An 18852-nucleotide genomic window follows, 5' to 3' on the forward strand; every position below is an offset into this window, starting at 1 on the left:
GCCTTAAAACTTGATTTCATTTGCACGAAGTGCTTCGGCAAACGCTTTTACAACACCGTGATACAAAAATCCGTTACGATCGAACGTAACTTCATTGATACCGGCATCTTTGAGGGTTTTTGCAAATACTGCCGCCGCTTTTTCAGCGTCCGCTTTATTCGCTTTAAGACCCAAAGTTTTTGAGTGTACTGCTGCTAACGTTACTGCCGCTTCATCATTAATCGCTTGCGCGCTGATGTAACGGTTTGAACGGAAAATAGAGACACGTGGCAATGACGCGCATCCTGAAATTTTAGAGCGAATACGGCGTTTACGCTGAAGGCGTTTTGCCGATTTATTTTTAAGTGTTTTACCTGTCATATCATCGCTCCTTATTTCTTAGATGTCTTACCGGCTTTACGCAGGATAGTCTCATCAGAGTATTTAACACCTTTGCCTTTATACGGCTCAGGTGGACGGAATGAACGGATTACAGCTGCAATTTGTCCAATTTGTTGTTTATCGACACCTTTGATGGTGATAACGTTTTTCTCTACTGAAATATCAACGCCGGCAGGGATATCAAAATTGATATCGTGGCTGAAACCGAGTTGAAGATTCAATACGCTACCTTGTACCGCTGCACGATAACCAACACCGTTGATCTCTAATTTTTTCTCAAAACCTGTAGTCAAACCTGTAATGATGTTTGCTGCCAGTGCACGGTATGTACCCCAGAATGCGCGATCAGCACGGTTATCAGAGTTTGTACTAAACGTTAACGTGTTATCTTCAAGTACCACGCCACAGTTACCGAGGGTATCCAAGGTTTGTGTTGTTGCACCTTTCGAAAACGTTAATACCGTTCCATCAAGTGTCGCTTTAATTTCAGCTGGGATAGAAATAGGAAGTTTTCCAATACGTGACATCTTATCTCCTTACCAAATTGTACAAAGGACTTCACCGCCAACGCCAAGCTCGAATGCTTTATCGTTAGGAAGAACCCCTTTTGAACTGCTGACAATGATGGTACCGTAACCGTTTTTGAAACGTTTAAGTTCATCTTTACCTTTGTAAACACGACGTCCCGGTTTAGAGATACGTTTTACTTCATTGATAACCGTACGACCTTTTTCGTCGTATTTCAACACTACGTTGATGGTTTTTTTAACGCCGTCTTCAACAACATTAAAGCTCTCGATGTAGCCTTTGTCTGCCAAAATAGCAACTACAGCTTCGACAACTTTGGAGTGAACCAATGTTGTAGAATCTAAACGACGCATAGCCGCATTACGGATACGAGTCAACGAATCCGCGATCAAATCATTAATCATTTATATTTCCTTATCTTAGTCGTAAGCAGTATCGAGCCGGAATTACCAGCTTGACTTTCTAACGCCTGGGATTAACCCTTCGTTTGCCATTTTACGGAAGCAAACGCGACAAATTCCAAAATCACTGATGACAGAGTGCGGACGTCCGCAGATCTGACAACGAGTATACGCGCGAACAGCAAACTTTGGAGTTCGTTGTTGCTTAGCGATCATTGACTTTTTAGCCATTATTCTCTCCCTTTAGCAAACGGCATACCGATCATTTCAAGAAGTTTAAATGCATCTTTATCGGCTGTAGCGCTTGTTACCACGGTGATGTTCATCCCGTGGATTTGCATAATTGAATCGTAATCAACTTCCGGGAAAATCAACTGCTCGGTCAAACCGAAGTTGTAGTTTCCGCGACCGTCAAAACCGTTACGTGGAATACCACGGAAGTCTTTAACACGTGGAAGAGATACAGAGATCAATTTATCCATGAAATCGTACATTTGAGCACCGCGTAGTGTAACTTTAACACCAACCGGCATCCCTTCACGTACTTTAAAACCTGCAACCGATTTACGAGCAACAACAACGGATGCACGTTGACCAGCGATGTTGCTGATTGTATCTTGGATACTTTGGATCAATTTGTTGTCTTTCATGGCAAAACCACAACCGACAGAGATGATCACTTTTTCTAGAGCTGGAACTTGCATTACGTTTGCAATTCCAAGAGCGGTTTGGAGCTCAGGTTTGAGCGCCAAGTATTTATCTTTTAGTCGTGCCATGATTACGCCTCAACTTTACGGACATTTGATGCATCAACAGGCATTTCTTTATTCAAGAATCCGCCTTGTGGATTTTGCTCGCTAGGTTTGATCGCTTTTTTAGCAACGCGAACACCCTTAACGATTACTTTGTTTTTCTTAGGCATAACTTGAAGCAATTCTGCTTTAGTCCCTTTATCGTCACCGGCGATCACTTCAACGATGTCGCCTTTTTTGAAATTAAATTTTGCCATCATACAACCTCTGGAGCAAGTGATACGATTTTCATGAAACCTGCGTAACGAACTTCACGGCTTACAGGTCCGAAAATACGTGTACCGATCGGCTCACGTTTTTTATCAAGGATTACGGCTGCATTTTCGTCGAAACGGATAAGTGAACCGTTTTCACGGTGAACCTCTTTTTTCGTACGTACAACAACTGCAGTAACAACTTGACCTTTTTTTACTTTACCGGTTGGAGCCGCTTTTTTAACAGAAGCGATGATAACATCACCTACTGTTGCATAACGACGTTTTGAACCGCCAAGAACCTTGATACACATGATCTCTTTAGCCCCTGTGTTATCGGCTACTGCTAGACGAGTAAAACTTTGAATCATGCATTCACTCCTTTAACCAGAGTTTTAAGACGGAACGATTTGCTTTTTGAAAGTGGACGACACTCGATCGCGATCACTTCATCACCAATGTTAAGTTGGTTGTTCTCATCATGAATCATGTATTTTTTGAAACGTTTTACCGTTTTGTGGTAACGTGGGTGCATTACACGGCGCTCAACAACGATAGTTGCTGTTTTTTCGCCGGCTTTTGTAACTACGATACCTTGAATTTCACGTTTATGTGTCATAGCTCTGCCCTTACTTCACTGCGTTCATAGCAGTGTTAATGCGTGCAATGTCTTTTTTCGCCGTGCGAAGTTCGCTCGTGTTAGTCAATTGCATCATTTTTTGCTTAATTTTCAAAGTGAAAAGCTCAATTTTTTTCTCTTTGAGCATACCTTGAAGTTCAGCAGCTGTTTTGTCGTTCAAATCAGTATATTTCATTGCTCATCTCCGCAGTTACAATTTTAGTTTTGAACGGAAGTTTTTGCATCGCAAGCGCTAATGCTTCACGTGCAAGAGTCTCTTCAACACCACCCATTTCAAAAATGATACGGCCTGGTTTGATGTTCATTACCCATTGGTCAACAGAACCTTTACCTTTACCCATACGCACTTCAAGTGGTTTGGCAGTCAATGGTTTAGCCGGGAACACACGGATCCAGATTTTACCTTGACGTTTGATATGACGGTTTGCTGCAATACGAGCCGCTTCGATTTGACGAGAGTTAATACGTCCCGCTTCCGTTGCTTTGAATCCGATAGAACCGAAATCAAGTTTGTTAGCATTTGTGGCGTAACCTCGGTTACGCCCTTTCATCATTTTACGATATTTCGTACGTTTAGGCATCAACATGATTAGTTAGCCTTTCGTCGTGGACGACGTTGTTGATCGTCACCACGCTCTTCTTTAGATTCTTTAGCTTCTGGTTGAATTCCTTTAGTGAGAACCTCACCTTTGAAAATCCAAACTTTGATACCGATTACACCGTAAGTGGTGTGCGCTTCAGCAAAACCGTAATCGATTTTTGCACGAAGCGTATGCAACGGTACACGACCTTCAAGGTACCACTCAGTACGAGCGATCTCAGCACCGCCAAGACGACCTGCAACTGAAACTTTAATACCTTTTGCCCCTGCACGTTGTGCATTTTGCATAACTTTTTTCATCGCACGGCGGAAAGCAACACGTTTTTCAAGTTGAGTAGCAACATTTTCTGCAACGAGTTGTGCAGATGCTTGTGCTTTTTTCTCTTCTTTGATGTTAACGGCTACCGGTTTACCAATAAGGGTTTGAAGAGATTCTTTGATTTTTTCAATGTCAGAACCTTTCTTACCGATGATGATACCAGGACGAGCCGCGATGATCGTAACGCGAAGACGTTTCGCAGTACGCTCGATCACGATGTTACTCACACCTGCATAGTAGAGTTCTTTTTTCAAATAGGTACGGATTTTATGGTCTTCGCCCAAAGAAACCGCAGCTGTTTTAAAGTTAGGGAACCAACGAGATTCCCAGTTGCGGTTGATACCGAGACGAAGTCCGATAGGATTAACTTTATGACCCATAATTATTTACCCTCTACTTCTACCAAAATGTGTGCTGTCGGCTTACGGATACCAGAAGCGGTACCACGTGCACGTTGAGTGAAACGTTTAAGTACCGGACCGTTATCAACACGGCATGATTTAATAACACAATCTTGCGCATCGATACCGCTGTTAGCTACTGCTGACGCAACCACTTTAGCGATGATTTTTGCAGCTTTATTTGGAGTAAACTCCAATGCAGCCATTGCTTGCTCTGCATTCATTCCTTGAACTTCGCGAGCGATCAAACGAGATTTAGTCGGAGATACGCGAACGAATTTTAATAGTGCTCTTGCCATATCTCTTCCTTATTTCCCGATTTTCTTTTGTACAGAACCTTTATGGCCCTTAAACGTACGTGTTGGTGAAAATTCACCAAGTTTGTAACCAACGTGGTTTTCCGTTACGAAAACCGGTACAAACTGACGGCCATTGTGGACGGTAAACGTTAAACCGATCATATCTGGCAAGATCACACTACGGCGTGACCAAGTTTTGATAGGCTTGTTGCTTTTCGTCTCTTTGGCAGCAATCACTTTTTTCATTAGGTGTCCGTCAACAAACGGTCCTTTTTTTACTGATCTAGCCATTATCTACCTCTTCGGATTTGATTTACGGCGAGTAATAATAAGTCTATCACTTGCTTTCTTCTTACGTGTTTTAGCACCTTTAGTCGGTTTACCCCATGGAGTAACCGGGTGACGTCCTGAGTTTGTTTTACCTTCACCACCACCATGCGGGTGATCGATAGGATTCATAGCAGAACCACGTGTTTGAGGACGGATACCCATATGACGAGTACGACCTGCTTTACCAAGAACGATGTTAATGTACTCTTCGTTACCGACAGTACCGACAGTCGCCATACATTCACCCAATACATAACGCATTTCACTTGATGGAAGACGAAGAGAAACATATTTCCCCTCACGACCCATGATTTGCGCAGATGTTCCGGCTGAACGGACGATTTGTCCACCTTTACCCGGTTTAAGTTCGATGTTATGAATCGTTGTCCCCACAGGGATATTCATCAATTTCATCGCGTTACCCGCTTTAATGTCCAAACCGCTCTCAGCAGCAGCAACAACATCACCGACTACCAAACCTTTTGGCTGGAGGATGTAACGTTTGTCACCGTCTACATAATTGATAAGAGCGATACGACAGTTACGGTACGGATCGTATTCGATTGCAGCAACAGTACCCGGAACACCGAATTTGTTACGTTTGAAATCGATAATACGGTAAAGCTTTTTAGCTCCCGCTTCTTTATGACGTGATGTGATACGGCCGTTGTTGTTACGTCCCGCAGCAGCAGGGATTTTAATCAACAAAGAACGAACAGACGCTTTTGCCGTGATATCCGAGTTGTCAACGTTTGTATAAAAACGTCGGCTCGGGGTTGTTGGTTTATACGTTTTGATCGCCATATTACACCGCCAAACTATCGATTTGTGCGCCTTCTGGCAATTTCACATAAAACTTTTTAAAGTCATTTTGTTTGCCAGCAAGACCACGGAAACGTTTAACTTTTCCGCTTTGGTTTAGTGAGTTTACGCGAGCCGGAACGATTCCGAAATACTCTCTAAACACCTCTTTAAGAGCGTTCTTTGTCATACGTGGAGACGTTTGAACAACGATTACACCCTCTTCTTGAAGACCAAGGGTCTTCTCTGTATACAGGATTGATTTGATATCAGTAATATCTGCCATCTTAGCTCTCTTTAGTCAGATTTTCCCATACCGCTTTTTCGATAACCACCGAACGGTATGTCGCAGCCAAAAAGGCGTTGAGTTCATTCTCTTCTACCACGTAGGTAGAAGCAATGTTACGGAATGCAAGATAGGTATTCTCATCGAGAATCTTTTTCACCAACAACGCATCACGAACATTCAATGCATTGAACAACGCCAATGCGTCTTTTGTTTTACCAGTTGGAACTTCAATCGAATCAACGATGAACAATTTTCCAGCTGTTGCCAAAGCATCCAACGCACATTTAAGCGCTAGTTTCTTTTGCTTTTTATTGATCTTTTGATCGTAGTTACGACCTGTGTTTGGTCCATGTGCAACAGCACCGCCAACAAAGATCGGTGAACGACGTGAACCGGCACGTGCGCCACCTTTACCTTTTTGAGCCCATGGTTTTTTCCCACCACCGCGCATCTCAGAACGAGTTTTTGCAGATGCCGTATTAGAACGGATACTCGCTTGGTACGATTTAACGTACAAATAGAGGTTATGGGTATTGATACCGCTGAAGCTCTCAGGCAATGCCAATTCAGAGGCTTTTTCGAATTTTTCGTTCAGTACAATCGCGCTCATTGTTTCACTACCTTTACTCGACCTAATGCACCGTTTGCACCTGGGACAGCGCCCACTACAACTAATACACCGTTTTCTGCGTCGTATGACATTACTTCATTTTTTACAGTAACTAATTCGTTACCGTATTGACCTGACATTTTACGTCCTTTTTGGACTTTACCAGGCCATTCGCGGTTACCGATAGATCCACCTGTACGGTGAAAACGGTGACCGTGTGCGCCAGGTCCGCCGGCAAAATTCCAACGTTTCATAACGCCGGTAAAACCGCGACCTTTAGTTTTGAATGCACTTTTAACTTTTTTAGCATCCGCTAAAGGTGTCATATCCAAATCACCGGCTTCAGTGTTAGCAACTTCCAACGTAGCGAATTTATTGAATTCAGCAGAAAGATTATATTTCTTTTGCTGACCCTCAATCGGCTTATTGTGTGCTTTTCCTTGGCTATATGCTACGAGAGCTGTGCCATCTACTACTTCGCAAACTTTCACTTCTTTTACTTTTAAAAGAGTTACCGCTTTACTTGGTACGCCAATTGTTCGGCTCATGCCGATCTTTTCTACAATGTATTCCACACCCTACTCCTTACTTGTCCATAGAGCGAACTTCTACGTCCACTTCCGGAGCCAAGTCAAGCTTCATCAACGAATCAACTGTATCTGGCGTAGCCGACACGATGTCGATCAAACGTGCGTGCATACGAATCTCAAATTGCTCGCGTGAGTCTTTATTGACGTGCGGAGATTTAAGAACCGTATATTTACGAATCTTGGTTGGCAAAGGGATTGGGCCGCGGATTTCCGCACCCGTTCGCTTTACAGCTTCAACGATAGAGGCAACTGAACGATCAAGTACACGATGATCGTACGCTCTAAGTTTTAAACGAATTTTTTCCATAATGTTTTCCTTAGATAAAAGAACTCGTCAGATCTTGTCTGACTATATAAGGCAGCGAAATTATATCGACATACCCCCTCAGGGTCAAGGATTTTAGGGGTAAAAATTGCATCACTAGTTAAATTTACTTCCTTTTAATAAGGATGCACTATTTTTTAGGGTATGATTTTAGGTATGAATACTTTATTAGATGAGTACTATCGATACGATTTGCACAATCCCGGGTTTATTGAGCGCAAGCACTCAATTGACGAAAAAACCACCCTGATTTACGGAATAGCACAATCAGGGAAAACTTCGCTGATAAAAAGCTATCTCCTGAGCCATAAGAAATCAACCTACCTCTATCTCGATTGCCGTGACAGCCGTATCGATATCAATGAACTCAATAAAATGCTCCCTGAATTTTGCAAGGAGCATAAAATTTCAATTCTCGCACTTGATAACTACAACGAGGATATTCAACTCTTTGATCTCGATCAGCTCCTTCTCACAAGCGAAACCGAATTGGAACTCCCATACCACATGATGCACCTCGAACTTCTCGACTATGAAGAGTTTTTAGCCTTTGAAAGTAAATTTGACGGAACCGCCTTAAACCACTTTTTTCAACTCGGCGGATTTCCGGCAATGCACCGTATTGCGAGTGAGGATCGTGTTTTATATCTGCAAGGTATCTTGAATCGTGCATTGGAGCCGATTGAATTTTCTATACTCGCACAAGCTTCCAAAATGGTAACCCAAAAAGTTTCCGCATTTAACCTCTACGAGCGGCTCAAGGGAGAACGCAAAATTTCCAAAGACAAACTCTACCTTCATCTTCAATCGATGCTTGATCGGGGTTATCTCAAGCAGCTGGGCAAGTTCAATCATCCCAGTGCCGTCAAAAAACTCTATCTTTGCGATATTGCTATCAAACATGCACTCGTAATTCAAAAGCATTTCGGGCGGATTTTTGAAAATCTTATTTTTTCCGAATTGGATAAACATCATGTCGAATGTTATTATGATGAGGGGATTGACTTTTATCTTCCCCAGCGGGGTCAAATCATAATGGCATCGCCGTTTGCGAATGAACATGCCCTTTTTAAAAAAGTAGAAGCCTTGGAGGGATTTATTGTCTCTAATCGTGTACGTGAAGTTATCGCCGTCACTATGAATATAGAAAGTACCCTCTCTCATCCAATCTCACGGATTGAGATGATCCCGTTTGAGAGATGGGCATTATCAGATGAATAGGAGAATATATGAAACTATGCGGAATCGATGAAGCGGGACGCGGCCCTTTGGCCGGACCTCTCACCATTGCAGGGGTTATTTTACACGTGCCGATTGACGGATTGAACGATTCTAAAAAACTTACCGAGAAAAAACGCGAAGCACTCTTTGAAGTCATCACTCAAAACTCTGCTTATCATATTTGCCGTTTCAGTGCAGATCAGATTGACGAACTCGGGCTATCGGTCTGTTTGGCAACAGGGTTGCGCGAGATCATGAGTGCATTGGGGGAAGCGGACTATCTTTATGACGGAAACTCAAAATTCGGGGTAAGTGGAATTCGAACAATGGTCAAAGCCGATGCCATAATCCCAGAAGTTAGTGCTGCCTCGATTTTGGCAAAAGTGACGAGAGATCGTGAAATGATTGAACTCGCCTCGCTCTATCCGCAGTATGGGTTTGAAGGGCACAAAGGGTATGGGAGTGCAGCCCATATCGAAGCGATCCGCCAATACGGACATTGCGAAATCCATCGTAAAACTTTTAAACTTAAATCGCTTCAACCAAGTTTGTTTTAGAACCTCATCGCTATAATGACTTTTAAAAAGAGACTTTATGATTTCACTTACCCATATTGAGACAGCCTTAGCCGCTATTGATGCTGAAGTCAAAGCTTTATTGTATGACCAATCCTTATCTTTGAGCGAAAAAGATGAGAAGATGCTCCCCCTCTTACGTGAAAGCAAAGTACTAAAACAGGCGCATGAAGATCTATGTTATTTACGGGATAATCCGCCAAGCGCTCCAAACGGATGCAAAGCGGGAAATTATAGAAAAGAAGATTAGTTGCTCCCCCTCTGAAGAGGGATTGGCTTATTTACAAAGCTCTACTTCAATGCGACGGTTTTCTGCACGTCCCGCTTTTGTTTTGTTCGATGCGATCGGCATTTTTTCACCCATTCCCTCTGAAGTCAAACGAGAAGAATCAACACCTTGTTCAACGAGCATCGATTTAACTTTTCCCGCCCGTTTTTCAGAAAGTTTTTGATTATATACGTCTGATGCGGTACTGTCCGTATGACCGACAATATTTGCTTTATACGCAGAACTTTCTTTCAAGAAATCTGCAAATGCGGCTACTTTTGCCGTCCCCTCAGCATCCACTTTATCCGAGTTCGTTGCAAAATTCAAATGAAGTGTCGCTTTTAACGGACACCCCTCAACGTCTACTTTAAACCCTTTTGGTGTACCCGGACATTTATCCAGAGAATCGATTACACCATCTCCGTCACTGTCGATCGGAGCAACTTTGGAAACCGAAGCAGGGACTACAACCGGTTTTGGTTCAGGCTTTGGCTCAGGAGCAACTGTTTCAGCGACAGCCGGAACGGCAACAATCGGCGCAGCTTTTTCATCAAAGCTGAATGTCAACCCCGCAAGGGCCGCTACGTTATGAACTTCCCCATTACTTCCCTCAGCAGAACCGTTACGATTCATTTTGTACAGATACAGACCCTCAAGTTTAAGGGCAATCCGTTTCGTTATGTCTGCTTTTAATCCAAGCCCTGCATCCAAAAGCAATCCGTCAAAATCATTCGGATGGGTATTCGTATACCATTCATATCCAACACCTGCTTTTGCAAACGGTGTAACGGCTGTATCGGTCGGTATTTCATAGACGCCGTTGAGCATTGTAGTCAAAATACCGGTTTTACCGCTTTCTCCAGCCACTTTATCACGACCGTAGAGGACTGAAAACTCCGGTTTAATGAGATCACTAACATTGTTCATCTGCATCTCAAGACCATAAACGGCATGATTTTCTACACCGCCCATAGCACCGAGATTTGTTTGTGTCGTCTCGTTGGCCGTACTGTTCCACAGATAACCCGCGACCGGAGTCACTTCATAATTGAAGTCACTTGCACCGAGCAGTGCTGCCGCGAACACGCCGGAAAATAGTAATTTTTTCATTTGATAAATCTCCTTTAGACCATGTAGTATAAAAAGTATAACTTAAAAATTTACGCTAAATATTTCTAAAAGTATTTAATTGTTTTTTTTAATGGTTTCAAATTCGGTCTGCATCGTATTAAGCATTGCAAAGACTTCTTGATTGAGCTGTGCTTCGGCCGCATCTATCCGTTCAAGATGGTTACGCTTTAGATGTTCGAGTTTCTGCAGTGTTGTTTGGAAAAGTTGTTCATCATCGGTGAGCAGAACGATCTCCTCCTTGGGAGCCCATTTACGTTTAACACTGTCATTATGGCGAAATTCAAAAATAATATTCTGAGAGTTCTCAGAACTAATATATCGCGGTACAGTGTACGCGAGATAATGTTTTTTTGGATCGCCATGGTGTCGTTGAATAACATAGTACATTTGAAAATTATAACATAAATTGAATTTTATCGCTCTTTGTGATAAAGTATTGGATGATTAAAAGGGACATACATGGAACATTTATACGAATTAGCCATTATAGGGGCAGGTCCTGCGGGGATAGCGACGGCGATCGAAAGTTATGCCGTAGGGATGCGTGACATTATCTTACTTGAAAAAGATGAAAACCATAATGCAACCATTCGGAAGTTTTACAAAGATAATAAACGGGTTGATAAGGATTGGAAAGGTCAAAAAGTTGAACTTGACGGTACCATCTATTTTATGGATGGCACCAAAGAATCTACTCTCGATTTTTTCGATCAACTGCTCGATCATGAATCCCTAGAACTGAGAACCCACACTGAAGTACAAAAAATTGTAAAAATAGACGAGGGATTTGAAGTCTTTATTGCCGGGGGAAGTATCCGTGCCAAATACGTAGTCGTAACGATCGGACGAATGGGAAAACCCAATAAGCCTGACTACAAAATTCCACCCTCAATTAAAAATCAAATCCATTTTACCCTTGACGGATGCGGAGTAGGTGAAAAAATTATGGTCGTCGGGGGCGGTGACTCGGCAATTGAGTATGCAGTGGAACTATGTACCAAAAATGAGGTGAGCATCTGCTATCGTCGCGGGACATTCCGCCGAGCCAATCCTACCAATCAATCGGATATCGATAAAGCCGTTTCAAGCGGATCGGTCAGAGCTCTTCTAAATACCGAAATTGTTGAGTTAGAGAGCGAAAGCGGAAAAGTTAAAGTGTTGTTTGCGGATGAATCAACCGAACTGTTTGATCGTCTCGTTTATGCTATCGGCGGTACAACACCGAGCGGATTTTTACAAAGCAGCGGTATCCGTGAAGAAGACGGCAAACCGGTACATGATGAAAAATATCAAACCAATGTTCCAGGACTTTTCGTTGCGGGAGATATCACCCAAGAATCGGGCGGTTCAATTGCGCTTGGTCTGAACCATGGCTTTGCGATTGCGCATTACATCAAATCGCTGTAAATTACTCTTTCAGTATCGGCTCGCTCTGGTGGCTTAATTCCCCTTCCAAGCTATAAACGGTGAGGTGTATCGTTGCATGGAGATATTCGGAAGTGACAAGAGGATCAAAGTTTTCATCTTGAAAAGCTGCCGCTTTAGCATTATAGATAATGTCTTCAAGCAGTGAGCGTTCCGCTCTTTTGCTTTTTGAGATTCCTCTCACTTTATTTCCCAGATAAAGGGTTATTTGTGTCGCTATCGGCTCAGAGAGCAGTGGGTATTGTTCGATGAGCTCGATTCGATTGATAGAATTTTGCCCTTGTAATACCTCTTCAATAGAAGCTCGTGCAATGGTTAATAATACGGATTGCGACATATATTAACCCCTTTTAACTATCTTGCTGGTGTTATTATAACTTACTTATCCTCAGGTGTCGTAGCAATTTCAAATCCAAGCTCTTGAAGCATCTTTAAATCGACGTCTGCTTCCCGTCCGGCGGTCGTAAGATAATTTCCAATGACGATACTGTTTGCTCCTGCTTCAAAGATCTCACTCTGACGCTCTTTAAATGTAATTTCACGACCTCCGGCAATCATAATGCGATCCGCCTTATCGAGTACTTTACGGGAAAGTCTTATGAGTTCCAATGCTTCATCAACACTCAGAGGATTAGGATTTAACGGCAATGCCGGATTATGGTGGTAAAAGTTAAGCGGTACGGAGATAGGATTTAGCTCTTTAAGAGAATTCAGCATACTGAGGCGATCTTCAGGTGTTTCACCCATACCGAAGATTCCTCCGCTGATTAACTTGAGGCCGGAAGCGTTCACATTTTCACAAGTCTCGTAGCGTTCATCCCAAGGGTGAGTTGTACACACTTGCGGATAAAAATCCCGGCTCGTTTCGAGATTATGATTATAGGCGCTCACACCGGAGCGTTTAAGTTCCTTTAATTGTTCAAGCGACGCAGTGCCGTTACAGGCAATCAGACGAAGACGCGGAACTTCCCGTTTGAGAGTAGAGGCGACATTGCAAACAAAATCGAGAGTTTTATCATCAAGCCCTTTTTGAGCCGTGACAAGGCAAAAGCCCAATGCACCCAAACCCTCAAGACGGCGGGCTTCTTCCAGTATTTGCTCTATCGGTTTTTGTTTATACCGCTCGATATCCGCTTTGTATTTGACACTTTGGCTGCAGAACTTACAATCTTCATTGCAGGTTCCGCTGTTGATATTACAGATAGAGCAAAGAAAAATCTTTTTCATAAATTAGGGTCTTTCAAAAGTATAGTGGCGTTCTTCAAAGTGTTCACTCCCCACTGGACGTGAATAATGAGTTACTTTCAGTTCGGTGTCCGTTGTTTCCAGCATAGCACAGCTTGAAAAAGGTTTGTCTCTCGCACAGGCTTCACCCGGATTGAGAAAAAGGGTACGGTTTTTAAAATCACATTCAAATACGTGAGTGTGTCCGAAAATAATCACTTCCGCATCGGCATTCATATAAAAAGGGAGGTGCATCAGTTTGAAATTGATACCGCCGAGTTTGAAATAATGGGGTTCCTGAACAAGAGTATAGCGCTCATGATAGTCGATCAGATTGGCATCGTTGTTTCCATACACGGCAACATAACGCAATCCACTCTTTTTGAGTTGCTCGAGAATCTCAGGTTTGACTATATCTCCTGCATGAATCAAAAACTCCGCCCCCTGTGCGACAAGGTGATCAATTACCTTTTGCGAGCGCCCTTTTTTCGAATGGGTGTCGGAAAGCAATCCGATTTTCATTCACCACTTTCCTCGCGCGGTGTACGGTCTTTACATTTGACACACTCATACACTTCTTTGTTGCGGTATGTTCGCGGTGCTAATGCGCCCCCGCACCCTTCAATTTCACACTTCTTATCCGAAGGCTCAAATTTAGAGATGAATCTACATTTCGGGTAATGTTCACATCCCCAAAACGCCCCGCGTCGTGATTGACGCCACAGTAGTTTTCCGCCGCATTCAGGACACGGCACTTCTGAGTATTTTGTTTCTTGATTGAGTGTTTTGGTATTTTTACATTTCGGGTAGCCGCTGCATGCCAAAAATTTCCCGTTACGGCCGTTTTTGACTACCATGGCGCTACCGCATTTATCACATATCTCTTCGCTCACTTCATCAGGGGAAGCAGGGTTCTCTTTTTGATTCTCTTCAGTCTGTTCGGTGTATTTACACTTAGGAAAACCGCTGCACGCGATGAACTCACCGAAACGTCCCGAGCGAAGCAACAACTCGCTTCCGCATTGCGGACAGTTTCGTCCGAGAGGTTTTGCCATTTTGAGACTGACAATATTACTTTTGCCCGCATCAATTTTTTCGATAAACGGATAATAGAAATCAAGCAAAATTTTATGCCACGATTTTCCGCTCTCACTAATCTCATCAAGTGTCTCTTCCATTGTGGCGGTGAATGAAGCATCAACGATCTCTTCAAAATGGGTTTCCAGCATCTCAGTGACGGTAAATGCTATCTCCGTTGGGAGGATAGCACGCTTTTCAATCTCAATGTAATTGCGCGCTTGGAGGGTACTGATCGTCGGTGCGTAGGTCGATGGACGACCGATCCCCTCGGATTCGAGTTTTTTGATAAGACTTGCTTCGGAATATCGTGCCGGAGGCTCGGTAAAGTGCTGCTCAGGAACAATGGTTTGAATTTCAATCGCATCGCCGGTCGTGAGTGATGGCAGGAGCTTGTCTTTGTCATCACTCCCCGTAACTCGGTAAAATCCGTCAAATAAGAGTTTGCGCCCGGTCGCACGAAACTGTGCGTTGGAAGATTCAAAAGTGATACTTTGCTGTTCAAAGCGGGCATCATTCATTTGGCATGCTAAAAAGCGGTTATAGATCAAACGATAAAGTTTAATCTCATCGGGCTTGAGAAAAGTCGCTGCCACTTCAGGGGTGAACGCAAGCATTGTCGGACGAATCGCTTCATGCGCCTCTTGCGCCCCTTTGGATTTTTTTGTATAGACTTTAGCATTTTCAGGAAGATACGCTTTTCCGTAACGACTCAAGATCGCTTCACGTGCTGCTTCAACCGCTTCTGTTGCAAGGTTCAGGGAATCGGTACGCATATAGGTAATAACCCCGCTGGTTCCCTCTGGAGTTTTAACCCCCTCATACAGCGCCTGGGCAACCATCATCGTCTTTTTCGGAGAAAACCCGAGCTGCGAGCTGGCAGTTTGCTGTAAGGTCGAAGTCATAAACGGCGGCGGCGTAGAAGATTTTCGCTCTTTGGTTTCAATCTCACCGACTTTAAAATGTTCACCTTTTAAAGTATCCACAATCCGTTTAGCTTCATCTCCGGTTTTAATGGTGAGTTTGTCGATTTTCTCATTCTCAAAACTGACAAGGGTGGCTTCGATATCTTTTTTGAAAAGAGTATCGATTGTCCAGTATTCTTCAGGAATAAACGCACGGATCTCACGTTCCCGGTCGATAACGATTTTAAGGGTTGAGGATTGAACCCGTCCGGCAGATAACCCTTTTTGGATTTTAGAGGCCAAAAGAGGAGAGAGTTTATACCCTACGATACGGTCCAGCAAACGGCGAGCCTGCTGTGCATTGACCCGATCCATATCGATAGTTCGAGGTGTTTCGAGAGCATGAATAATCGCATTTTTGGTAATCTCATGAAACACGATACGCGGCAGTGATTCAGGATCTTTATCAATCGCATGAGCGATGTGCCAACCGATCGCTTCTCCCTCACGGTCTTCGTCGGTCGCTATATAGATGGTATCGCTTTTTTTTGCCAACTCTTGAATCTGTTTGACGGTAGCAGTACTGTCTTCACTGATACGATACTCGGCAATGATTTTCTCATCATCAATTTTGATACCGAAGCGGTTTTTAGGGAGATCGCGGATATGCCCTTTAGAGGCAATGACCTCATAGTCTTTAGAGAGAAAGTTTTTGATGGTCTTGGCTTTGGCCGGAGACTCGACAATGATGAGTTTCAAAAAGGAAATCCTAAACGTTTATTTTCTGCCTCGCAAGAGGCAAGCTTTAGCAGCCCGAGCAGCAAGCGGAACCAATAGTCCTTTGCCCGCTTTGGCATACTATAATTAATATATTGGCGAAAGTGTAACAAAAAAAGGTCAAAATAAAGCTATATTTTTCAAGTAATGCGACTAACCTCTCCATGCCCGCTCTTTCCATGTATCCACATGGACAAAACTTGGATATATACCGATTCCGGCTCCGCCGCACATACGAAGTAACCTTGCTAAATAATCGGCAGGGATACCCTCTATTTTTATGTCAGCCGCTTTGCCGTACAAATGCATCGAATTAAAAGCAGCCCCTTCGATATTGTTATTGGTATGTTGAGTACGATAGCCTGACGTAAGGATAATGGGGCGGTTAATTTGATTACTGGATAACCATTGCTGAGCTTTGGCTAAAACCACAAACAAATTTGGATCCATTTGTACGGCTACTCCGGCACGGACATCTGCAAAAACGCGGCATAAATCGTTATAGCCGTTTTCTTCTACTTTGCCATCGCGGAGAAACGGAATTTTATAGGATGTACCGTTGCGAATGACATTAAGAATTTTATCTTCTCCTTTATAACCGGCATAAAGGGATGTTGATGCTGCTAATGCAATGGCACTTTTTATAAATGTTCTCCGCGCAGGATTCAACAGAGAAGATTCTATGATTTTAGTTTGCATAAACAAAATATTTTCTCAACTTTTATTATTATATACACTGATAAGATAAGCAATTTACAGTCCATCTTCTCACGAATTTGTAAACATATACCAAAAACAAACTTTACAAAATTGGCACACTTCTTGCTTTTTATCGTCAAATAATCCCTAAGAAAGTGGCGATATGAACTATTTTTGGTCATTTCTTTTTCTTGCACTATCGCTAAATGCGGCCTATAACCCGTTTTTTCGTGAGCCTGTAAAGCCGAAGAAAGCTCCGGCAGCAACGTCAGATGTACGTCCCATGCCTCTGCCGCCATTATTAGCTCCACCTTCATTACCCGCCATAAAGCCGGTTTTTGATCTTTCGCAATTAACCTATAACTGTTTTTTAGAAACAGATAAAGGGAAATTCATCCTCCTTAAAATAGGGACAAACACCGTTGTTCTGAAAGAGGGTGATCCCTTTTATGCGAATAACGCCAAATATTTTGTACGAAATATCACCAGCAACTACATTACCGTAGATGATGCAGGACGAATACAAACCATCTATTTCACGACAGGAGCAAAATAATGCGTTCGATTATACTTGCTGCCGTACTTTTGGGGTTAACCGGTTGCAGTGTCGCCACTAAACAAGAGACTCTGACTCCTGAAATGCATCTCAAAGAGTTGGACAACAACGTCACGCAGATTCAACGCTCTAATCCAGCGATGCAAATTGTTGAAGTCAATGCTGATAATTTCCATATTGAGCCTCAAATCATTCCCGATAAAGAGATAATTAAACGGGCTAAAATTATGGGGGCGGAGTTAAGTGATGTTATTGCTTTGCTGACCGAAGCTACCAATGAAAACGTTGTATTCCAGCTTCAGGCTGAATCGGTCAACTCCAATAAATATAATACCGCGCTAACATCTACCGGAAGCAATAATAATGAATACACCGGCAAGAACGATTATCTGCTTTCAGAAACCAATATTAATCTTTCCGCATCCAATATCCCTTTTGGAAAAATGCTTCAAAAAACTGTTGGGGATAAGCTCAGTATTCTCTATAGTGATGACACCTTTTATTTAGGAAATATGCGAACCGTAACGCTGAAAATTCCGTCGGTTAACGGTCTTCCCGAAATACTCAAATCAAGTATTGCGTCTATGGGTGCCAGTAATGTCTCTACAGATGCCATTACCTCTTCGGTTAGTTTCTCGGCACGGGAAAAAGAGTACGGCGATATTATGAGATATCTTGAGATACTCCGAAACAACCTCTATGTCATCGAGTATGAAATCTCCATCTACGATGTTGAGCTCAAAGATAATTATGCTCTCGGAATTGACTGGAGTCTTGTCCCGACCCTTGCCAAAGATGGGCTCAGTTTTGTCGCTTCCGCAGCAGGAGGATTAGGTTCAGCCGGTGCATCAGCCGTCCCGCTTACGTTCGGAATGATCATGAAAAATGATACATATAACGGAAAAGCTCTTGTCAATGCCTTAGAGAATTTCGGAAAAGTAGAAAGTGTTCAGCGACCGAAACTTTTGGGATTGGCTGGTACCAACGTCAAACTTACCGACGGTATTGAAGCCCCTTACATCAGCGGGATACAAAATACTTCGGTCGGCAACGGAACATCTCAAGTCTCCACCACCAGTGCAACGGCACTCAGCGGCTTAGAGATCAATCTTAAGTCAAATATGCTTGATGGTACCGTTATCACAGACATCGGCCTCAAAATCAACGATATCGTAGGTTATACCTCATTTGAAGTCAACGGCAATAAATTCTCTCAACCGCAAACGGTCACCAAAGCGATCACCAATACCATGCGCGTTCAACCGGGTGTTCCGATCGTTATCTCAGGACTTTTCCGCAATAAAAGCGATAAAGGATGGAGCGGGCTTCCGGGTCTTGGAGACAGCGCAGCAGGTGTTGTAGGAGGAGCGCGTCACGCGTCCGGCACAAAAAGCGAGATGGTAATTGTCGTTACCCCTCGCGTAATCAAGTATGTGATGAAATAACCATGGCAATTTTTACGGCAGGATCTCT

Annotated in this window: 31 protein-coding genes; 6 read left to right on the forward strand and 25 right to left on the reverse strand. The window is 43.1% G+C overall.

Annotated features, from left to right (window positions below):
• Positions 1-3: 3 nt before the first annotated feature.
• Genes rplR through rpsJ form a run of 18 tightly spaced genes read right to left on the reverse strand, consistent with a single transcriptional unit; the run spans position 4 to position 7503 of the window.
• Positions 4-360, reverse strand: coding sequence for a 50S ribosomal protein L18 (gene rplR / locus Q0C19_RS00535; protein ID WP_295051676.1), 357 nt, complete (start codon positions 358-360; stop codon positions 4-6).
• Between the two features lie 11 nt (positions 361-371).
• Positions 372-908 (reverse strand): 50S ribosomal protein L6, encoded by a 537-nt coding sequence (gene rplF, locus Q0C19_RS00540; RefSeq protein WP_295051679.1) that lies wholly within the window; start codon positions 906-908, stop codon positions 372-374.
• A 9-nt stretch (positions 909-917) separates the two neighbouring features.
• Positions 918-1313: a 30S ribosomal protein S8 gene (gene rpsH, locus Q0C19_RS00545; RefSeq protein WP_295051682.1), complete on the reverse strand. Its 396-nt coding sequence runs from the start codon at positions 1311-1313 to the stop codon at positions 918-920.
• 42 nt (positions 1314-1355) lie between these two features.
• The gene (locus Q0C19_RS00550; protein ID WP_294897312.1) at positions 1356-1541 is read right to left on the reverse strand and encodes a type Z 30S ribosomal protein S14; all 186 of its coding nucleotides are present in this window, start codon (positions 1539-1541) and stop codon (positions 1356-1358) included.
• Positions 1541-2086 carry a 50S ribosomal protein L5 gene (gene rplE, locus Q0C19_RS00555; protein ID WP_294897314.1) on the reverse strand — a complete coding sequence of 182 codons (546 nt, stop codon included), beginning with the start codon at positions 2084-2086 and terminating at the stop codon, positions 1541-1543. Before rplE ends, Q0C19_RS00550 begins: the two co-directional genes overlap by 1 nt.
• Before the next feature lie 2 nt (positions 2087-2088).
• A complete protein-coding gene (gene rplX, locus Q0C19_RS00560; protein WP_294870753.1) occupies positions 2089-2319 on the reverse strand; it encodes a 50S ribosomal protein L24 in 231 nt (76 codons plus the stop codon).
• On the reverse strand, positions 2319-2687 hold the full coding sequence (rplN, locus tag Q0C19_RS00565; protein WP_015652602.1) for a 50S ribosomal protein L14: 369 nt from the start codon (positions 2685-2687) through the stop codon (positions 2319-2321). Before rplN ends, rplX begins: the two co-directional genes overlap by 1 nt.
• Positions 2684-2935 carry a 30S ribosomal protein S17 gene (gene rpsQ / locus Q0C19_RS00570; RefSeq protein ID WP_013459063.1) on the reverse strand — a complete coding sequence of 84 codons (252 nt, stop codon included), beginning with the start codon at positions 2933-2935 and terminating at the stop codon, positions 2684-2686. The genes rplN and rpsQ overlap by 4 nt, the downstream gene beginning before the upstream one ends.
• Before the next feature lie 10 nt (positions 2936-2945).
• Complete coding sequence (gene rpmC / locus Q0C19_RS00575; protein ID WP_015652601.1) at positions 2946-3131, reverse strand: 50S ribosomal protein L29; 186 nt, start codon at positions 3129-3131, stop codon at positions 2946-2948.
• Positions 3118-3543 (reverse strand): 50S ribosomal protein L16, encoded by a 426-nt coding sequence (gene rplP, locus Q0C19_RS00580; protein ID WP_015652600.1) that lies wholly within the window; start codon positions 3541-3543, stop codon positions 3118-3120. Before rplP ends, rpmC begins: the two co-directional genes overlap by 14 nt.
• 2 nt (positions 3544-3545) lie before the next feature.
• Positions 3546-4256 carry a 30S ribosomal protein S3 gene (gene rpsC, locus Q0C19_RS00585; RefSeq protein WP_294896900.1) on the reverse strand — a complete coding sequence of 237 codons (711 nt, stop codon included), beginning with the start codon at positions 4254-4256 and terminating at the stop codon, positions 3546-3548.
• Between the two features lie 2 nt (positions 4257-4258).
• Positions 4259-4576 carry a 50S ribosomal protein L22 gene (gene rplV, locus Q0C19_RS00590; RefSeq protein WP_013459059.1) on the reverse strand — a complete coding sequence of 106 codons (318 nt, stop codon included), beginning with the start codon at positions 4574-4576 and terminating at the stop codon, positions 4259-4261.
• A gap of 9 nt (positions 4577-4585) precedes the next feature.
• Positions 4586-4867: a 30S ribosomal protein S19 gene (gene rpsS / locus Q0C19_RS00595; protein WP_015652597.1), complete on the reverse strand. Its 282-nt coding sequence runs from the start codon at positions 4865-4867 to the stop codon at positions 4586-4588.
• A gap of 3 nt (positions 4868-4870) precedes the next feature.
• Positions 4871-5710 (reverse strand): 50S ribosomal protein L2, encoded by an 840-nt coding sequence (gene rplB / locus Q0C19_RS00600; RefSeq protein WP_294896898.1) that lies wholly within the window; start codon positions 5708-5710, stop codon positions 4871-4873.
• Between the two features lies 1 nt (position 5711).
• On the reverse strand, positions 5712-5993 hold the full coding sequence (locus tag Q0C19_RS00605; RefSeq protein WP_015652595.1) for a 50S ribosomal protein L23: 282 nt from the start codon (positions 5991-5993) through the stop codon (positions 5712-5714).
• 1 nt (position 5994) lies between these two features.
• Positions 5995-6606: a 50S ribosomal protein L4 gene (gene rplD, locus Q0C19_RS00610; protein WP_295051685.1), complete on the reverse strand. Its 612-nt coding sequence runs from the start codon at positions 6604-6606 to the stop codon at positions 5995-5997.
• Positions 6603-7181 carry a 50S ribosomal protein L3 gene (gene rplC / locus Q0C19_RS00615; protein WP_295051688.1) on the reverse strand — a complete coding sequence of 193 codons (579 nt, stop codon included), beginning with the start codon at positions 7179-7181 and terminating at the stop codon, positions 6603-6605. Before rplC ends, rplD begins: the two co-directional genes overlap by 4 nt.
• Positions 7182-7191: 10 nt before the next feature.
• A complete protein-coding gene (gene rpsJ / locus Q0C19_RS00620) occupies positions 7192-7503 on the reverse strand; it encodes a 30S ribosomal protein S10 (protein ID WP_013459053.1) in 312 nt (103 codons plus the stop codon).
• A gap of 174 nt (positions 7504-7677) precedes the next feature.
• On the opposite strand from rpsJ, the gene Q0C19_RS00625 reads away from it, so the two are divergent.
• The 3 genes from Q0C19_RS00625 to Q0C19_RS00635 are packed head-to-tail and all read left to right on the forward strand — an operon-like array spanning position 7678 to position 9567.
• Positions 7678-8742 (forward strand): ATP-binding protein, encoded by a 1065-nt coding sequence (locus Q0C19_RS00625; RefSeq protein WP_295051691.1) that lies wholly within the window; start codon positions 7678-7680, stop codon positions 8740-8742.
• An 8-nt stretch (positions 8743-8750) separates the two neighbouring features.
• Positions 8751-9299, forward strand: coding sequence for a ribonuclease HII (locus Q0C19_RS00630; protein ID WP_295051694.1), 549 nt, complete (start codon positions 8751-8753; stop codon positions 9297-9299).
• Between the two features lie 37 nt (positions 9300-9336).
• Positions 9337-9567, forward strand: coding sequence for a hypothetical protein (locus Q0C19_RS00635; RefSeq protein ID WP_295051697.1), 231 nt, complete (start codon positions 9337-9339; stop codon positions 9565-9567).
• A 27-nt stretch (positions 9568-9594) separates the two neighbouring features.
• Here Q0C19_RS00635 and Q0C19_RS00640 read toward each other — a convergent pair whose 3' ends face one another.
• Positions 9595-10695, reverse strand: coding sequence for an OmpA family protein (locus Q0C19_RS00640; RefSeq protein ID WP_295051700.1), 1101 nt, complete (start codon positions 10693-10695; stop codon positions 9595-9597).
• Positions 10696-10770: 75 nt separating this feature from the next.
• Positions 10771-11103: a hypothetical protein gene (locus tag Q0C19_RS00645; protein ID WP_295051703.1), complete on the reverse strand. Its 333-nt coding sequence runs from the start codon at positions 11101-11103 to the stop codon at positions 10771-10773.
• A gap of 72 nt (positions 11104-11175) precedes the next feature.
• Between Q0C19_RS00645 and Q0C19_RS00650 the strand changes: the two genes are divergently transcribed.
• Entirely contained in the window at positions 11176-12123 is a 948-nt protein-coding gene (locus Q0C19_RS00650) for an NAD(P)-binding domain-containing protein (RefSeq protein WP_295051705.1), read from the forward strand.
• 1 nt (position 12124) lies between these two features.
• On the opposite strand, the gene Q0C19_RS00655 is transcribed toward Q0C19_RS00650, so the two are convergent.
• From Q0C19_RS00655 to Q0C19_RS00675, 5 genes are all read right to left on the reverse strand, one after another.
• Positions 12125-12478 (reverse strand): AMMECR1 domain-containing protein, encoded by a 354-nt coding sequence (locus tag Q0C19_RS00655; protein ID WP_295051708.1) that lies wholly within the window; start codon positions 12476-12478, stop codon positions 12125-12127.
• Positions 12479-12519: 41 nt separating this feature from the next.
• Positions 12520-13368, reverse strand: coding sequence for a biotin synthase (locus Q0C19_RS00660; protein WP_295051710.1), 849 nt, complete (start codon positions 13366-13368; stop codon positions 12520-12522).
• Positions 13369-13371: 3 nt separating this feature from the next.
• Positions 13372-13887 carry a metallophosphoesterase gene (locus Q0C19_RS00665; protein WP_295051712.1) on the reverse strand — a complete coding sequence of 172 codons (516 nt, stop codon included), beginning with the start codon at positions 13885-13887 and terminating at the stop codon, positions 13372-13374.
• Positions 13884-16106, reverse strand: coding sequence for a type I DNA topoisomerase (gene topA / locus Q0C19_RS00670; protein WP_295051714.1), 2223 nt, complete (start codon positions 16104-16106; stop codon positions 13884-13886). Before topA ends, Q0C19_RS00665 begins: the two co-directional genes overlap by 4 nt.
• A 171-nt stretch (positions 16107-16277) precedes the next feature.
• Positions 16278-16823 carry a DUF882 domain-containing protein gene (locus tag Q0C19_RS00675; RefSeq protein WP_295051717.1) on the reverse strand — a complete coding sequence of 182 codons (546 nt, stop codon included), beginning with the start codon at positions 16821-16823 and terminating at the stop codon, positions 16278-16280.
• A 163-nt stretch (positions 16824-16986) separates the two neighbouring features.
• Between Q0C19_RS00675 and Q0C19_RS00680 the strand changes: the two genes are divergently transcribed.
• Positions 16987-17379, forward strand: a complete 393-nt coding sequence (locus Q0C19_RS00680; RefSeq protein WP_295051719.1) for a hypothetical protein — start codon at positions 16987-16989, stop codon at positions 17377-17379.
• Complete coding sequence (locus Q0C19_RS00685; RefSeq protein WP_295051721.1) at positions 17379-18824, forward strand: hypothetical protein; 1446 nt, start codon at positions 17379-17381, stop codon at positions 18822-18824. Before Q0C19_RS00680 ends, Q0C19_RS00685 begins: the two co-directional genes overlap by 1 nt.
• The last annotated feature ends 28 nt before the right edge of the window (positions 18825-18852 follow it).

Source organism: Sulfuricurvum sp. (assembly GCF_023250475.1).
GTDB lineage: Bacteria > Campylobacterota > Campylobacteria > Campylobacterales > Sulfurimonadaceae > Sulfuricurvum.

What these genes read in the sequence shown, in the direction of transcription:
- rplR (WP_295051676.1), bottom strand. Translation starts at nt 360, where the DNA reads ATGACAGGTAAAACACTTAAAAATAAATCGGCAAAACGCCTTCAGCGT.
- rplF (WP_295051679.1), bottom strand. Translation starts at nt 908, where the DNA reads ATGTCACGTATTGGAAAACTTCCTATTTCTATCCCAGCTGAAATTAAA.
- rpsH (WP_295051682.1), bottom strand. Translation starts at nt 1,313, where the DNA reads ATGATTAATGATTTGATCGCGGATTCGTTGACTCGTATCCGTAATGCG.
- Q0C19_RS00550 (WP_294897312.1), bottom strand. Translation starts at nt 1,541, where the DNA reads ATGGCTAAAAAGTCAATGATCGCTAAGCAACAACGAACTCCAAAGTTT.
- rplE (WP_294897314.1), bottom strand. Translation starts at nt 2,086, where the DNA reads ATGGCACGACTAAAAGATAAATACTTGGCGCTCAAACCTGAGCTCCAA.
- rplX (WP_294870753.1), bottom strand. Translation starts at nt 2,319, where the DNA reads ATGGCAAAATTTAATTTCAAAAAAGGCGACATCGTTGAAGTGATCGCC.
- rplN (WP_015652602.1), bottom strand. Translation starts at nt 2,687, where the DNA reads ATGATTCAAAGTTTTACTCGTCTAGCAGTAGCCGATAACACAGGGGCT.
- rpsQ (WP_013459063.1), bottom strand. Translation starts at nt 2,935, where the DNA reads ATGACACATAAACGTGAAATTCAAGGTATCGTAGTTACAAAAGCCGGC.
- rpmC (WP_015652601.1), bottom strand. Translation starts at nt 3,131, where the DNA reads ATGAAATATACTGATTTGAACGACAAAACAGCTGCTGAACTTCAAGGT.
- rplP (WP_015652600.1), bottom strand. Translation starts at nt 3,543, where the DNA reads ATGTTGATGCCTAAACGTACGAAATATCGTAAAATGATGAAAGGGCGT.
- rpsC (WP_294896900.1), bottom strand. Translation starts at nt 4,256, where the DNA reads ATGGGTCATAAAGTTAATCCTATCGGACTTCGTCTCGGTATCAACCGC.
- rplV (WP_013459059.1), bottom strand. Translation starts at nt 4,576, where the DNA reads ATGGCAAGAGCACTATTAAAATTCGTTCGCGTATCTCCGACTAAATCT.
- rpsS (WP_015652597.1), bottom strand. Translation starts at nt 4,867, where the DNA reads ATGGCTAGATCAGTAAAAAAAGGACCGTTTGTTGACGGACACCTAATG.
- rplB (WP_294896898.1), bottom strand. Translation starts at nt 5,710, where the DNA reads ATGGCGATCAAAACGTATAAACCAACAACCCCGAGCCGACGTTTTTAT.
- Q0C19_RS00605 (WP_015652595.1), bottom strand. Translation starts at nt 5,993, where the DNA reads ATGGCAGATATTACTGATATCAAATCAATCCTGTATACAGAGAAGACC.
- rplD (WP_295051685.1), bottom strand. Translation starts at nt 6,606, where the DNA reads ATGAGCGCGATTGTACTGAACGAAAAATTCGAAAAAGCCTCTGAATTG.
- rpsJ (WP_013459053.1), bottom strand. Translation starts at nt 7,503, where the DNA reads ATGGAAAAAATTCGTTTAAAACTTAGAGCGTACGATCATCGTGTACTT.
- Q0C19_RS00625 (WP_295051691.1), top strand. Translation starts at nt 7,678, where the DNA reads ATGAATACTTTATTAGATGAGTACTATCGATACGATTTGCACAATCCC.
- Q0C19_RS00630 (WP_295051694.1), top strand. Translation starts at nt 8,751, where the DNA reads ATGAAACTATGCGGAATCGATGAAGCGGGACGCGGCCCTTTGGCCGGA.
- Q0C19_RS00635 (WP_295051697.1), top strand. Translation starts at nt 9,337, where the DNA reads ATGATTTCACTTACCCATATTGAGACAGCCTTAGCCGCTATTGATGCT.
- Q0C19_RS00640 (WP_295051700.1), bottom strand. Translation starts at nt 10,695, where the DNA reads ATGAAAAAATTACTATTTTCCGGCGTGTTCGCGGCAGCACTGCTCGGT.
- Q0C19_RS00645 (WP_295051703.1), bottom strand. Translation starts at nt 11,103, where the DNA reads ATGTACTATGTTATTCAACGACACCATGGCGATCCAAAAAAACATTAT.
- Q0C19_RS00650 (WP_295051705.1), top strand. Translation starts at nt 11,176, where the DNA reads ATGGAACATTTATACGAATTAGCCATTATAGGGGCAGGTCCTGCGGGG.
- Q0C19_RS00655 (WP_295051708.1), bottom strand. Translation starts at nt 12,478, where the DNA reads ATGTCGCAATCCGTATTATTAACCATTGCACGAGCTTCTATTGAAGAG.
- Q0C19_RS00660 (WP_295051710.1), bottom strand. Translation starts at nt 13,368, where the DNA reads ATGAAAAAGATTTTTCTTTGCTCTATCTGTAATATCAACAGCGGAACC.
- Q0C19_RS00665 (WP_295051712.1), bottom strand. Translation starts at nt 13,887, where the DNA reads ATGAAAATCGGATTGCTTTCCGACACCCATTCGAAAAAAGGGCGCTCG.
- Q0C19_RS00675 (WP_295051717.1), bottom strand. Translation starts at nt 16,823, where the DNA reads ATGCAAACTAAAATCATAGAATCTTCTCTGTTGAATCCTGCGCGGAGA.
- Q0C19_RS00680 (WP_295051719.1), top strand. Translation starts at nt 16,987, where the DNA reads ATGAACTATTTTTGGTCATTTCTTTTTCTTGCACTATCGCTAAATGCG.
- Q0C19_RS00685 (WP_295051721.1), top strand. Translation starts at nt 17,379, where the DNA reads ATGCGTTCGATTATACTTGCTGCCGTACTTTTGGGGTTAACCGGTTGC.